This is a genomic window from Pseudomonas sp. S1_G07, assembly GCF_054668565.1.
Genome location: NZ_CP162778.1, coordinates 3,697,964 through 3,711,522 on the forward strand (window position 1 = coordinate 3,697,964; position 13,559 = coordinate 3,711,522).

At 60.4% G+C, this 13,559-nt stretch carries 9 protein-coding genes; 4 read left to right on the forward strand and 5 right to left on the reverse strand.

Features of this window, described 5'->3' with window-relative positions; all coding sequences use genetic code 11:
- The first annotated feature begins 48 nt into the window (after positions 1-48).
- The 4 genes from AB4O05_RS17005 (at position 49) to AB4O05_RS17020 (ending at position 6,787) form a co-directional block, all read left to right on the forward strand.
- Entirely contained in the window at positions 49-1,338 is a 1,290-nt protein-coding gene (locus AB4O05_RS17005; protein WP_460164757.1) for a hypothetical protein, read from the forward strand.
- Positions 1,277-2,044 (forward strand): hypothetical protein, encoded by a 768-nt coding sequence (locus tag AB4O05_RS17010; RefSeq protein ID WP_460164758.1) that lies wholly within the window; start codon positions 1,277-1,279, stop codon positions 2,042-2,044. Before AB4O05_RS17005 ends, AB4O05_RS17010 begins: the two co-directional genes overlap by 62 nt.
- A gap of 160 nt (positions 2,045-2,204) precedes the next feature.
- A complete protein-coding gene (locus AB4O05_RS17015; protein WP_460136480.1) occupies positions 2,205-4,280 on the forward strand; it encodes a hypothetical protein in 2,076 nt (691 codons plus the stop codon).
- A gap of 251 nt (positions 4,281-4,531) precedes the next feature.
- Positions 4,532-6,787, forward strand: a complete 2,256-nt coding sequence (locus tag AB4O05_RS17020; RefSeq protein ID WP_460136479.1) for an autotransporter outer membrane beta-barrel domain-containing protein — start codon at positions 4,532-4,534, stop codon at positions 6,785-6,787.
- Between the two features lie 51 nt (positions 6,788-6,838).
- On the opposite strand, the gene AB4O05_RS17025 is transcribed toward AB4O05_RS17020, so the two are convergent.
- From AB4O05_RS17025 to AB4O05_RS17045, 5 genes are all read right to left on the reverse strand, one after another.
- Complete coding sequence (locus AB4O05_RS17025) at positions 6,839-7,438, reverse strand: LysE family translocator (protein ID WP_460136478.1); 600 nt, start codon at positions 7,436-7,438, stop codon at positions 6,839-6,841.
- 53 nt (positions 7,439-7,491) lie between these two features.
- On the reverse strand, positions 7,492-8,331 hold the full coding sequence (locus tag AB4O05_RS17030) for an AraC family ligand binding domain-containing protein (RefSeq protein ID WP_460136477.1): 840 nt from the start codon (positions 8,329-8,331) through the stop codon (positions 7,492-7,494).
- Between the two features lie 72 nt (positions 8,332-8,403).
- Complete coding sequence (locus AB4O05_RS17035) at positions 8,404-9,045, reverse strand: DUF1345 domain-containing protein (protein ID WP_460136476.1); 642 nt, start codon at positions 9,043-9,045, stop codon at positions 8,404-8,406.
- 139 nt (positions 9,046-9,184) lie between these two features.
- Positions 9,185-12,277 carry a multidrug efflux RND transporter permease subunit gene (locus AB4O05_RS17040; protein WP_460164759.1) on the reverse strand — a complete coding sequence of 1,031 codons (3,093 nt, stop codon included), beginning with the start codon at positions 12,275-12,277 and terminating at the stop codon, positions 9,185-9,187.
- A 12-nt stretch (positions 12,278-12,289) separates the two neighbouring features.
- On the reverse strand, positions 12,290-13,447 hold the full coding sequence (locus AB4O05_RS17045) for an efflux RND transporter periplasmic adaptor subunit (RefSeq protein ID WP_460136474.1): 1,158 nt from the start codon (positions 13,445-13,447) through the stop codon (positions 12,290-12,292).
- Between the last annotated feature and the right edge of the window lie 112 nt (positions 13,448-13,559).

Consider the following 13,559-nt stretch of genomic DNA (forward strand, 5'->3'; position numbering starts at 1 on the left):
AGCCTTCGGCCACTGGCGCATTCTCGTTGCATCGTTGAGGAACTCGTTATGTCCGGCACCACCCTCTCAAACCCTCCAGCGGTGACCGCGCAACCCCTGCCGGGGCCACTGTCACTTTTGCCGATGAACATTCCTAGTGTGGACCCCTCCGATCCGATGGGGTTGATTCCGGCGGCCTATATGCTCGCGCCGCTCGAGGTCCGCATTCCCATGTGGAATCCTGTTCCGGAGCCTTTGGATACACCGCATATCCTCACCCTTTATTGGGCGCGAGGAGGCACGGTGGTTCACTGGGAGGCGCGGACTATCGGCTTGCCGCCGCCGCCGTTTCCGCCCGAACACATCATGCATATTCCTTTGCTGGTGCTGCGTGCGCAGTCCGGGCCTGTCGAACTGTATTACACCGTGACTGACTCATTTGGAGGCGTCGCCGAACTCAACCCCAAAAGAACACTGACGGTCGATATGGACCCGCCGCAGTTATTGAACCCCACGGATCGTCTGGAGTTTGTTGTGCCGCCGGGGACCGCGGGGGTGGACGAAGCTTACTTGAGTGCAAACCCGAACGTTGCCTTCCATATACCTCCGTATATCGGCCGCAGTAATGGCGACACGGTCTATTTTTACCTGTCGAATCTGGCCAACCCACCGATAGCCGAGGAGAACGGCAGGTATGAGCTGGTCTCGAGCGCAGACCCGTTGGTTGCCTCACTGACCGCCGACGAGTTTCGCAGCCTGACTAATGGCCAGGCATACATTTTTTTCAGGGTTTTTGACAAGGCGGGTAACTACAGCGATCGCAGTGCAGGGTTGCCATTTCAACTGGCGCTGATCGAGATGCCGGGGCCTCGACCCAACCCGGAAATCGTACCGCCGCGCTACGACGATCTGCTGATCAATCGCGAAGACGCCAGGGCCGGTGTCTTCGTGCGGGTAAATGCTTATACCGATTGGGCGCCAGGCGATGAAGTCATCGTGTATTGGAAGCAGCGGCCGACGGCCAGGGTGCCTGTGAACAGTTTTCCTTGCGATGTCGAAGTCCCCTGGAGTGTGATGCGGGGTCCTTTGACTGACGCGTTGGTGCCTGAAACGGTGCCGGTGCGCTATGAGATTATCCGCAGCGGCCTGCCACCTTTCCCTTCGTTCAACATTCCAGTGAATGTGAATTTCACGGTTGCCGGGCAGGATCATGCCAATGCGCCTGCCTTGCTCAATACCGACTTGCCCGTGGCGCAAGTGTGGGGGCTTACCTCCAATACCCTGAACGTGGTGAACCATGATGACAACCCGGCAGGCGCGCGCGCGCGTGCTGCTTTACCAAAACCCGCAGCCGGGTGAGGTCCTGCGCTTTTACTGGAACAACGGTCTCGGGCCGGTCGCCAGTTATACCGTACAGGCCGGGGATATAGAGGGGCAGTTGGTGTTTTCCACTGTTATTTCGTGGGCCGCCATGCAGGGTGTCATTAATCCCGAATTACCCGTTTATTACACCACCAGTAACGGAGTGAATGATCAGCAATCTGGTAATACCTTGGTCAATGTCGTGACCGGTACATTACTTTCATTCCCAGTCCCCTTTCTAGTAAATACCTTGGTCGGTCCCGGCGGTTACTTGTCCTGTTGTTCAAGTCTGCGGGTATTTGACGGCGTAAAGTGGAAGGTCACACCCAATGAGCATTTTGCACTGAATGATGTGGTGACGTTTTTCTGGGAGGGTTTCCTCTCGAGCAATTGGCAACCGCCAGTGATTGATTCATCGCGATACATGGATGATAACGCCTTCGAAAGTAATGCCGATCTGGAAAATGGCTTGAACTTCACGGTCGTACCCTATGAAGAAAAAGTCCTTCCCATGCGCAATTACGGCTCCGCGCAGGCTTGGTATCAAGTGCGACGCGCCGGTTTCATTATCGGTGAATCGGTGCGCAGACGCATTAAAGTGGATCTCCTTTATCCGGGCGGCGTGGGTCGGTATTGTAAGGCAGATGATGTCATTGTTTGTTCAAATGACGTGCCCACGCTCGTTGAGGATGAAAAGAACTAAATCGTTGTAGTGTTTTAGGTATAACACTGCACTAAGTATCTTATTTAATATTTATAGATGTATGCCGTTATTCGTTGGGTGTGGGTATTCACGAAGTTACATCGTGTGTTGTCGCACGTCTTGAAAACACCGCTGTAATTAACCAGCACTGGAGAAAAAGATGGACAGAAAGACGCAAGACACTATCCGTTGCTTTGAAAGTCGTCGTCGAGCAGGCACCCGACTCAATGCGTTGCCCGATGGTTCCTACGAGGGCCAGGTGCCGGGCTTTCCCGGTTTAATTGATCGCAATACCGCGCTCAAAGAGACCATGGAGTTTTTAATTCCTCGTTGGGAGGATTTCAGTACAAACCCAAGCTTCCCGGACACCGTCCGTGTCTGGATGTGGCCATTGGACGAGATTCGGCCGGAAATCCCGTTCGTAGTATTTACCGTGTCCTCACCCTCACCCACCGGTGTGCCAGTCAACGTCGCATTGGCGCGGCGCCCGCCTGGCGCTCATCTGCTGCAATACGAGGTGTTCGTCGATAATGTCGGTAATGCCAGCCTATCGTTACCGCAACTGTTGATTGTTGACCTTGCGCCGCCTTATTACAGCCACGTGGGGCCGATCCCCGCGCCATTGCCGCCGGCAGGCTTGCCGACACCTGCCACACTCGCATACTTCGAAGGGTTGCCTAATCAAACTGCCCTGTTTTCTGTGCCCGACTACACCGATAACGGGCGCGCAGAGGGTGACTATGTGTTGTTGTATTACAACAATTCGGATACGCCCTATCTGCCCATTCCTGGCAGCCTCGACACGAAATGGGTACTTCCCGCCGATTTGAGCATTCCCTTGCCCTTGTCGGTTATCCAAGGCAGTGAAGATGGGCTGCGCAGTTTGCGCTACGAGTTGCACGATGCAGCGGGAAACCCCGCGAAGTTGTCGTCCCAGTTTGTTTTTGATGTGGGGCTGTTTCCCGCGCCGACTAACTTCAAGCCGGCCACGATCGATTTGGCGGTGCCCGGTGATCGACTGATCGACCGTAATGACACTGCGCAACTCAATGGCGCAAACATTCGCATACCGGCCTACGATAACTTTCTGCGCGGCGCTTTGGGCGACATTATCAGTGTGACCCTGACCACCTCAGTGAGCTCACAGACGCTGCCCGATGTGCCGCTGGGCAGTAATCCTTTTCCGGTCCAGGTGCATGCTGGGTATCCGACGCTGCTGCTGCTGTATGGCGCGACGGAAGGGGAACTGGAGATGACCGTTTCCTACGTGATAAAACGTCGGTCAGTCAGCTACCCCGCGCTCTTGACCACGCAAGCGAAGCTGGACCTCTTCGTCGTCGGGCCAACCAATCCGGACGCACCGAGTCTGATCAACCCTAAGCTGAACCCGGCGCTGGTCAAAGGCAAGGATGCAGCAGGTGACGAGGGTGAGGACAATGAGCTGACGCCCGATCATGAGACCCTGCCAGCCATAGTCCGCATCAGGTTGTGGGACGTGCCCCCAACGCCGGATGCCCACCCATTTACAATCTATCTCTACTATGAGGGCGTACAGGTTGACACATTGTTCGTACCAAACGGTTCGGCATTCCAGCTTGTAACGATGCAGATCCCTTGGAGCTTCATTGCCGATCATGGCAATGGCACGAAGAAGGTGCATTACGCCATCGGTTCCACAGGCACTTCCAATAGACAAAATTCGGACGATACCTTCGTGGTGGTAACGGCCAATACCATCGCCTTCGCGGCTCCCACCGTTCGAAACGTGGTAGGCAGTGGCGATGGAATTGTCAATTGCGACAGCTTCGTGCCTGCACTGGGCAATATTGTGGTGCATGTCCCGCCCTCAACGAATTTCTCCTTGAACATGATTGTCAGGGTGCATTGGCGGGGTTACCGGGATGATGCGGGCACCAATGAAGTGCCTGCAGTCTATGGGTTCAAAGACTCTCCGCCACTGACGCCAGCCATGGTGGTCAATGGGTTTGACGTTGAAGTGGAGAACTACTACACACGCTTCAAACGGATTCAACCCATTAGAGATTCCCGACTCGCCGGCTCAGCCAGGGTTTACTACAGCGTCACGTTGCCTGGCGGCACGGTTAATTCCGCTGAAGCCACACCGCGGGTGCGTGGTCACCTGGTCGGGGGGGAAAACGGGGTCTTTTGCGACGGAACTCCCGTACCACTCGTAGACCCCGAAGAACCCGTAAAACCCGTACCACCCAAGTCATAGTGGTATCAGTTGTCGCCAAAGAGGAGCACGGCTCCTCTTTGGCGTTTTTTTATAACGATGGATGGGAGGTTGACCTCCCTTAGTTGGGATTACTTGCCATGTAGCCCAATAAGGCAGGCACTTGAGATTAGTCCTACATAAAGTGGTAACCACTCTGGATAACGTTGGCGCCGCTCGATTGGCAGGGTCCCACGCACTTTGGAACCGGCCAGTTTCTTCCGTAATGGAACGCCAACCCAGAGGTTCGTTAGATGTCATCTGTATTCAACTTCAAGCCTTCGCCCTTGAGTCTCGCGATGAAAGCCAAGGCTGTCACGCTGCTCATGGTCATGGCTCATGCCGCCGAAGCCCGCATTGTCACCGGGGCCGATGAGTATGTACGCCCCGGTCCTGCGCCGGATCGTTTTGAGTTACGCCCAGGTTCCGGCCTGACGGTCGAGGGCGCTGTCACCCGGGATATTCGTGCCCAATCCGCCACTCTGGTGGTCACGCCGGGCAGTTCTACCCAAGACATTATTGCCGAGAATTCGCAGGTCCGTATCGACGGCTCCGATGTCATCGCTCGCAGCTCGGCCAGCGCCGCTATCCGTGCTACCGGCAGCGACATGTCGATCAGCAACAGCAATGTCATCCATAGCAACGGGACCGCCCTGATCGCCGGGCGCTCCCTGGGTGGCACCGATGGCACCAATATCAAGGTGTTCAACAGCACCGTCATCGGCACCAATCGCGGCGCCAGTGCCAGCGCCTACAGCGTGCTGGATTTTACCGGTTCTCACATTGAGGCCACGAACGCCGATGGTGTCGGCGTCTCACTGATGAGTGGGCAAGCCTTTGCCACCGATAGCAGCATTATCGGCGGCGCAAACGGCGTGCAAATGGGCATTGACGGCTCCTCCGGCGTTCTGGACAGCGCCCTGGTGTTGGACGGTTCCAGCGTCGAAGGCACGAACGGCTCCGCGATCCTCGCAAGGGCGGGGACCAACGCAGATATCCAGGTGCGCAACGGCTCGACCCTCACCGGTGGCAACGGCAATATCCTGGAAGTCACCGGCGGCTCTACTGCCAACATGAACGTCGACTACAGCGACCTCATCGGCGATGTCGTCGTCGAAGAGGGCAGCACCGGCAAGTTGCAGCTCAATAACGGCTCCTCGTTGACCGGCCAGTTGAAAAACGTGGCCGAGCTGAGCGTGAACGACGCCTCCAAGTGGGTGCTGGTGGGCGATAGCACTGTCGAGGCCTTGAAGATGGGCGGCGGTGCCGTGCATTTTGGCGGCGCGGATGAGTTTTACCAGTTGGACGTGAAGAGCCTGGAAGGCAATGGCACCTTTGTCATGCACACGGACTTCTCCACCCACGAGACCGACTTCCTCAACGTGGAGGGCCGTGCGGAAGGCAATCACAGCCTGTTGCTGGCCGCCACCGGTTCGGAACTGGCCAGCGGCGAACCGATCAAGGTGGTGCACACCGAAGGCGGTGATGCGCACTTCTCCCTGGTAGGCGACACCGTGGATATCGGTGCCTTTGCCTATGGCTTGCAGCAGGACGGTACCGACTGGCTGCTCGACCCGACGCGTCGAGGCACCAGCACCAGCGCTCACTCGGTGCTGGCCCTGTTCAACAGTGCGCCGACCGTGTTGTACGGTGAGATGAGCATCCTGCGCACACGCATGGGCGAATTGCGCTTCAGTGAAGGCGCGGGTAACGGTCTGTGGATGCGCAGCTACGGCAACAAGTTCGATGTGGCCGCGAACAAGAACGGCGCGGGTTACTCGCAAACCCAGAAAGGCTTCACCATCGGTGCCGATGCGCCGTTGTCCAGCGGTGACGGCCAATGGATTGCGGGTGTGATGGGCGGTCACAGTACCTCCGACCTGAGCCTCACCCGTGGCAGCAGCGGTGAGGTCAAGAGCTACTACGTGGGCGGTTACGCCACCTGGCTGGACGCCGAAAGCGGCTTGTACTTCGACGGTGTGGCCAAGCTCAATCGCCTGCACACTGAAAACAACGTGACCATGAGTGACGGCAAGAAAGCCAAGGGCAACTACGCGCAAAACGCCGTCGGTGCGTCGGCCGAGTTCGGTCGCCATATCAAGCTGGACAATGATTATTTCGTCGAGCCCTATGGCCAGTTGTCGGCGACCATCACCCAGGCGCAAAGCTATGAATTGTCCAATGGCCTGCACGCCAAGGGTGATCGCTCCAGCTCCGTGGTCGGCAAAATCGGTATGACCGCCGGCAAGAACATCCAGCTCGAAAGCGGCGGTGTACTGCAGCCGTACCTGCGCTCCGCCTGGGCACATGAGTTCGACCAGAGCAACAAGGTGTTCGTCAACGACCAGAGCTTCAACAACGACCTGTCGGGCTCGCGCATCGAACTGGCAGCCGGCGTGGCCATGTCGGTGTCGCAGAACGTCAAGCTGCATGCCGACTTCGAAACCAGCAAAGGCAAGAAGATCGACCAGCCATGGGGTGTCAACTTCGGCGTGCGTTACGACTTCTAAGACAATCATTCACTTGCACAGGGGAAGCTTCGGCTTCCCCTTTTTTTGCCTTCAGATCAGCACGCCCAGCCAGGTTGAGCCCAGCAGGAGCGCGGCCATGCAGCGATTGAAGCGTTGCATGGCCGTGGGCGAGCGCAGCACCCGGCTGGACCCCGCCCCCAGCGCGGCCCAGGCGGCAAGGCAGGGCAGGGAGACCAGGAAAAACACCAGAGAAAGGTACAGCACCTGAGCCTGGCGCTCGGTGCCGTTGCCGGCAAATACGCTGACCACCGCCAGGGCCATCATCCAGGTTTTGGGGTTGATCAGTTGCAGGCTGGCGGCACCGCCCAGGCCCAGGCGCTTTTGCGTTGCCGGTGTATCGACGGGCTGCGCCGGTGCGCTGAAAATCTGCCACGCCAAGTAGCTCAACCAGGCAACACCGGCCCACTGCATCGCGGTTTGCAGCATTGGCCAATGCACCAGGGATTGGCCGACGCCCGAACCCACCAGCAACACCAGCCCCGCTGCCCCCGCGCAGGCGCCAAGGACGATGGGCAACGCCGCCTTGAAACCGTAGCGGGCGCTATTGCTCAGCACCAGGATATTGGTCGGGCCGGGCGTGATGGAGGCGACAAAGGCGAAGAGCATGAACGGCACGAACGTGGACAACATGGGCGACGACTCCGGTAAACAATCGATGGAGTCGATCTTCACAAACCCATGTGCTACCTGTCTGGAAGATTTGAGCAACGCTTGCGGTAGGCCGCTGGCGTCAGGCCATAGGCGCGTACGAACCAACGGCCCAAATGGCTTTGATCGGCAAAACCCAGGGCAATCGCCACATCCGCCGGTTGCTCACCCTTGGCCAACCAATGCCGGGCGCGGGCCAGGCGCAGTTGCACCAGGTAAGCGTGGGGCGGCAGGCCAAAGGCGCTCTTGAACGCGCGGGTCAAGCGAAAGCGGTCGACGCCGCAGGCCACGGCCAGCTCGTCCATGCCCACGTCCAGATGCAGGTGGGCATGCAGGTAGTCGCGGGCCTTGAAAGCGACCTGCGGCAGGCGCGGGTCTTCCCGATAACGCGTGCGCCATTGCAGATGACCGGTGAGGCGTTCGAGCAACTGGTCCGTGGCGCGCTGGCGCACGATGCGCAACTCGCCACGGTGCAGGGTATTGAAGGCCTGGCTGGTGGCCAGCGCCAGGCGCGGGTCGTTGGCCAGGGTGGCGGCAACGCAAAGCTGGCTGTCGGCGGGCGCCTCCTCGAATACCGCGCTGACCTCGCGCGCCAGCCATTGCGGGTCGAGGTAGAGCATGTGGTAGGTAAAACCGTCCGCCGTGGGCGCATCGCCGTCATGCAGTTCGCCGGGCTCCAGCAGAAAAACCTGGCCCGGCACGCTGTGATGGCGTGTGCGTCGGCAGTTGAATTGCTGCACGCCTTGTTCGGTCACGCCGATCAGGTAGCTGTCGTGCCAGTGAGGGTCGTAGGCGTGGCCCTGGAAATGCGCGCGCAGGGTCTCGATGCCGGTGTCGGCGTCCTGGGACAGGTCGATCCAATTGTGCGCGGCCATGTATCACCGAGGCTGAAAGTAGGGTGCCATTAGCGCCCACGAATGGCCGGGCGTCTAGAAGGTTTGTGCAGCTTAGCTGAACAACCCGGCGGCAATGTTGATCGAAAAACCCAGGATCGCGGTGTTGAATAGAAAGCCGATCAACGACTGCCCCAGCACCACCTTGCGCAGGCCGCGGGTAGCGACACCCACATCCGAGGTCTGCACGGCCACGCCGATGGTGAAGGAGAAGTACAGGAAGTCCCAGTAGTTGGGCGTGAGCAAGCCCTCGGCAAAACGCAGCGCCGGTTCCTTGCCGTCCCAGGTGTAATAGAGGCGGGCGTAGTGCACGCTGAAAATCACCCCGATCAGCAACCACGAGCCAATCACCGTCAAGCCGGTAAAACCGTAGTGCAACAGGCGTTCGCTGCTGGCCAGGTCCTTGCTGCCCGCCAGTTCGAAGGTGATGGTCGCCAGGCTGGCGATGGCGGCGATGCACACCATGAACAGCACCAGGCCGGCATTTTCGTCCTCGACTTCGGCGATGCGTTTGACGTCTTCGGCCTTGGCGCGGATGGTCAGCCACAGCATCAGCACCAGGTAAGTCCAGACCCCGACGTTCCAGCCGATCAGGATATGGCTCACCAGCGTCTCGGCCGGCACCAGGATGCCGATGGCAAGGCCCAGCGCGGCGGCGGCGGAGAGGCGAGGGTGGGTACGGGCGAGGAAGGGCATGGATGCTCACGAATCGGGGGAGTAGTGGGCAACATAGGTGGAGCAGCTGCAAGCTGCAAGCTTCAAGCGGCAAGTAGAAGCAAGCTTCAGGCGGCAAGTAGATGCAAGGGGGCTCTTACTTGCCGCTTGACGCTAACAGCTAGCGACTGCGCTTGCGCACCATCTTCATGACAACCACAAAGAACACCGGCACAAACACCACCGCCAGTGTCGCGGTGATCATCCCGCCGATCACCCCGGTACCAATCGCCTGCTGGCTCGCCGAACTGGCCCCGGTGGCAAGCGCCAACGGCACCACCCCGAGAATAAACGCCAGCGAGGTCATGATGATCGGACGCAACCTCAGGCGCGCGGCTTTCAAGGTGGCGTCGATCAGGTCCTCGCCCTGGTCATACAGGTCCTTGGCGAACTCAATGATCAGGATCGCGTTCTTCGCCGACAGGCCGATGATGGTGATCAGGCCGACCTTGAAGAACACATCGTTGGGCATGCCGCGCAAGGTCACGGCCAATACCGCGCCCAGCACGCCCAGCGGCACCACCAGCAACACCGAGGTCGGGATCGACCAGCTTTCATACAGCGCCGCCAGGCACAGGAACACGATCAGCAGCGACAGGCCCAGCAGAACGGGGGCCTGGGCGCCGGACAAGCGTTCCTGCAACGACAACCCGGTCCATTCCTGGCCCAGGCCCGCCGGCAGTTGGCTGACCAGGCGCTGGATTTCCTGCATCGCCTCGCCCGTGCTATGGCCTGGCGCCGCTTCGCCGCTGATGGCGATGGCCGGGTAACCGTTGTAACGAGTCAATTGCGCCGGGCCCTGGGTCCATTTGGCGACGACGAACGCCGACAGCGGCACCATCTTCCCGGCGTTGTTGCGCACGTGGATCTTCATCAGGTCTTCAACCTGGCTGCGCCGGTCGCCTTCGGCCTGTACCACGACCCGTTGCATACGGCCCTGGTTGGGGAAGTCGTTGATATACGCCGAGCCAATCGCCGAGGACAACACATTGCCGACGTCGGCAAACGACACACCCAGCGCATTGGCCTGCTTGCGGTCCACCTCCAGTTGCACCTGTGGCGCTTCGGCCAGGGCGCTTTCGCGCACGTTGGCCAGGATCGGGCTTTTCCCGGCTGCCGCCAGCAACTCGGTACGCGCCGCCATCAACGCCGCATGGCCAACGCCACCACGGTCCTGCAGGCGGAACTCGAAGCCGCTGGAAGTCCCCAGGCCGTCCACCGGCGGCGGCAGCACGGCATAGGCCACCGCGTCCTTGAGCCCGCTGAACGCCATGTTGGCGCGCTCGGCGATCGATGCGGCCGAATCGTCGTGGCTGCGTTGCGACCAGTCCTTGAGCGTGGTAAACGCCAGTGCCGCGTTCTGCCCGGAGCCGGAGAAGCTGAAGCCCATGATCATGGTGGTGTCACCCACCCCCGGTTCCCCGGCATTGTGCGCTTCGATCTGCTCGGCCACCTGCACCGTGCGGTTCTTGCTCGCACCCGGCGGCAGTTGGATGTCGGTAATGGTGTAGCCCTGGTCTTCCACCGGCAGGAACGAGGAGGGCAGGCGGCTGAACATCCAGCCCAGGCCCACCAGCAGCACCAGGTAGATCATCAGGTAACGACCGCTGCGTTTGAGGGCGTAGCTCACCCAGCTTTCGTAGCGGTCGGTGAGGCGCTCGAAGCGCTGGTTGAACCAGCCGAAAAAGCCGCCCTTGGCATGGTGTTCGCCCTTGGCGATCGGCTTGAGCAGGGTCGCGCACAGTGCCGGCGTCAGGCTCAGGGCGAGGAACGCCGAGAACAGGATCGACGTGGCCATCGACAGCGAGAACTGCTGGTAGATCACCCCCACCGAGCCTTTCATGAACGCCATCGGCAGGAACACCGCGACCAGCACCAGGGTGATACCGATAATGGCACCGGTGATCTGGCCCATGGCCTTGCGCGTGGCTTCCTTGGGCGACAGACCCTCGGTGACCATGATCCGCTCTACGTTCTCCACCACCACAATGGCATCGTCCACCAGGATGCCGATGGCCAGCACCATGCCGAACATGGTCAGCACATTGATCGAGAAGCCCAGCAACAGCATGGTGGCGAACGTGCCCATCAGCGCAATCGGTACCACCAGCGTGGGGATCAGGGTGTAGCGCACGTTCTGCAGGAACAGGAACATCACCGCAAACACCAGCGCCATGGCCTCAAGCAGGGTGTAGACCACCTTGGTGATCGAGACTTTGACGAACGGCGAGGTGTCGTAGGGGATCTTGTATTCCACATTGGCCGGGAAGTAGCGCGACAGCTCGTCCATCTTCGCGCGCACCAGGGTCGCGGTGTTCAGTGCGTTGGCCCCCGGCGCCAGTTGCACGCTCACGGCGGTGGTGGGCTTGCCGTTCAGGCGCGTGGAGAATTGGTATTCCTGGCTGCCGATTTCCACCCGCGCCACGTCGCCGATACGCACCGTGGAACCGTCGGGGTTGGCCTTGAGCACGATGTCGGCGAACTCCGCCGGGGTCGACAGCTGGCCCTTGACCAGGATCGCGGCAGTGATTTCCTGGGTCTTGGAGCCCGGCAGATCACCAATGCTGCCCGCCGATACCTGAGCGTTTTGTGCGCTGATCGCGGCGTTGACGTCGGCCGGGGTCAGGTTGAAGCCGACCAGTTTCTGCGGATCGATCCAGATGCGCATGGCCCGTTCGGCACCATACAACTGCGCCTTGCCCACGCCGTCCAGGCGCTTGAGCTCGTTCATCACGTTGCGCGCCAGGTAATCGCTGAGCGCGACGTCATTGAGCTTGCCATCGGTGGACGTGAGGGTCACCAGCAGCAGGAAGCCGGCGGACACCTTCTCCACCTGCAAACCTTGCTGGGTGACGGCCTGGGGCAGGCGCGGCTCTACCGCCTTGAGGCGGTTCTGCACATCGACCTGCGCCATTTCCGGGTTGGTTCCCGGCTGGAACGTAGCGGTGATGGTGGCCGAACCCAGGCTGCTCTGGGACTCGAAGTACAGCAGGTGATCGGCGCCATTGAGCTCCTGCTCGATCAGGCTGACCACGCTCTGGTTCAGGGTCTCGGCCGAGGCGCCGGGGTACACCGCGTAGATTTCGATTTTCGGCGGTGCGACGTCCGGGTACTGCGCCACCGGCAACTGCGGGATGGCGAGCACGCCGGCCAGCAGGATGAACAGGGCGACCACCCAGGCGAAGACCGGGCGATCAATAAAGAACTGCGGCATTGTCAATGATCCTTAATGGCCGGACGCCTGGGCGAGAGGCGTGGGGCTGTCGTCTACCTGGACTTTTTCACCGGGGCGCGCGTGTTGCACGCCATCGACGACGATGCGGTCACCGGGTTTGAGGCCGTGGCTGACGATCCAGCGATCGCCGATCGCCGCGCCCAGTTCCACCGGTTGCAGGCTCACGGTTTGCTCGGCGTCCAGCAGCAACACCATGGGGATGCCGGCGCTGTCACGGGTAATGGCGCGCTGCGGTACGCTGATGCCGTGCTTGTCCATCGCCTGTTCCAGGCGCACACGCACAAAACTGCCGGGCAGCAGGTCGAGGTTCGGGTTGGGGAACTCGCTGCGCAGGATGATTTGCCCGGTGCCGGGGTCGACGCTGATCTCGGCGAACAGCAATTTGCCCGGCAGGGGGTAGAGGCTGCCGTCGTCCTGGATCAACGTGGCCTTGGCCTGGTCCTGGCCGACCTGCTTCAAGCTGCCGTCACGAAACGCGCGGCGCAGGTCGTTCAGCTCACGGGTCGATTGGGTAAGGTCGGCGTGGATCGGGTCCAGCTGCTGGATGACGGCCAGCGGCGTGGCCTCGCCCTGGCCCACCAGCGCGCCCTCGGTCACCAGTGCGCGGCCGATGCGCCCGGATATCGGCGCGGTCACGGTGGCATAGCCCAGGTTCAACTTGGCGCGTTCCACGGCGGCTTTGTTGGCGGCGACTTCGGCGTTGGTCTGGCGCACGGCGGCGCGCGAGTTGTCGTAGTCCTGGCCGCTGATGGCGTTGCCTTCCACCAATTGGCGGTAGCGCTGTTCCTGCAGGCGCGCCTGGAAAGCATTGGCCTGGGCCTTGCTCAGGTTGGCCTGGGCGCTGTCGAGGTCGGCTTTGAACGGTGCCGGGTCGATGCGAAACAGCACATCGCCCTGTTTCACGTCGTGGCCTTCCTTGAACACCCGCTGGATCACCACCCCGGCCACCCGCGCGCGCACTTCGGCAATACGCGGCGCGGCGATGCGCCCGCTCAATTCATTGCTGATGGCGATCGGTTTGGCTTCCAGGGTTTCGATACGCACTTTGGCCAATGGCGTCGGCGGCGCTTCGTCGGCCGACTGGCCACACGCCGCCAACCCCAGGCTCAGGGCCAACACGCAAAACGGCACAAACAGATTCTTCGACATGCTCTTATCCCAATATTGACTGGCGCATCCTAAGGCCACCCGCGCCGGGGTGCTGTGAAGCTGTGTAGGTTGTATGTGAATAAATGTAAGGCGCGGCCCACGCTGGGCCGAG

Excerpts from the sequence above, each read along its gene's own strand:
- AB4O05_RS17035 (WP_460136476.1), bottom strand. The coding sequence starts at position 9,045 with ATGCCCTTCCTCGCCCGTACCCACCCTCGCCTCTCCGCCGCCGCCGCG.
- AB4O05_RS17010 (WP_460164758.1), top strand. The coding sequence starts at position 1,277 with ATGATGACAACCCGGCAGGCGCGCGCGCGCGTGCTGCTTTACCAAAAC.
- AB4O05_RS17015 (WP_460136480.1), top strand. The coding sequence starts at position 2,205 with ATGGACAGAAAGACGCAAGACACTATCCGTTGCTTTGAAAGTCGTCGT.
- AB4O05_RS17025 (WP_460136478.1), bottom strand. The coding sequence starts at position 7,438 with ATGTTGTCCACGTTCGTGCCGTTCATGCTCTTCGCCTTTGTCGCCTCC.
- AB4O05_RS17045 (WP_460136474.1), bottom strand. The coding sequence starts at position 13,447 with ATGTCGAAGAATCTGTTTGTGCCGTTTTGCGTGTTGGCCCTGAGCCTG.
- AB4O05_RS17040 (WP_460164759.1), bottom strand. The coding sequence starts at position 12,277 with ATGCCGCAGTTCTTTATTGATCGCCCGGTCTTCGCCTGGGTGGTCGCC.
- AB4O05_RS17005 (WP_460164757.1), top strand. The coding sequence starts at position 49 with ATGTCCGGCACCACCCTCTCAAACCCTCCAGCGGTGACCGCGCAACCC.
- AB4O05_RS17020 (WP_460136479.1), top strand. The coding sequence starts at position 4,532 with ATGTCATCTGTATTCAACTTCAAGCCTTCGCCCTTGAGTCTCGCGATG.
- AB4O05_RS17030 (WP_460136477.1), bottom strand. The coding sequence starts at position 8,331 with ATGGCCGCGCACAATTGGATCGACCTGTCCCAGGACGCCGACACCGGC.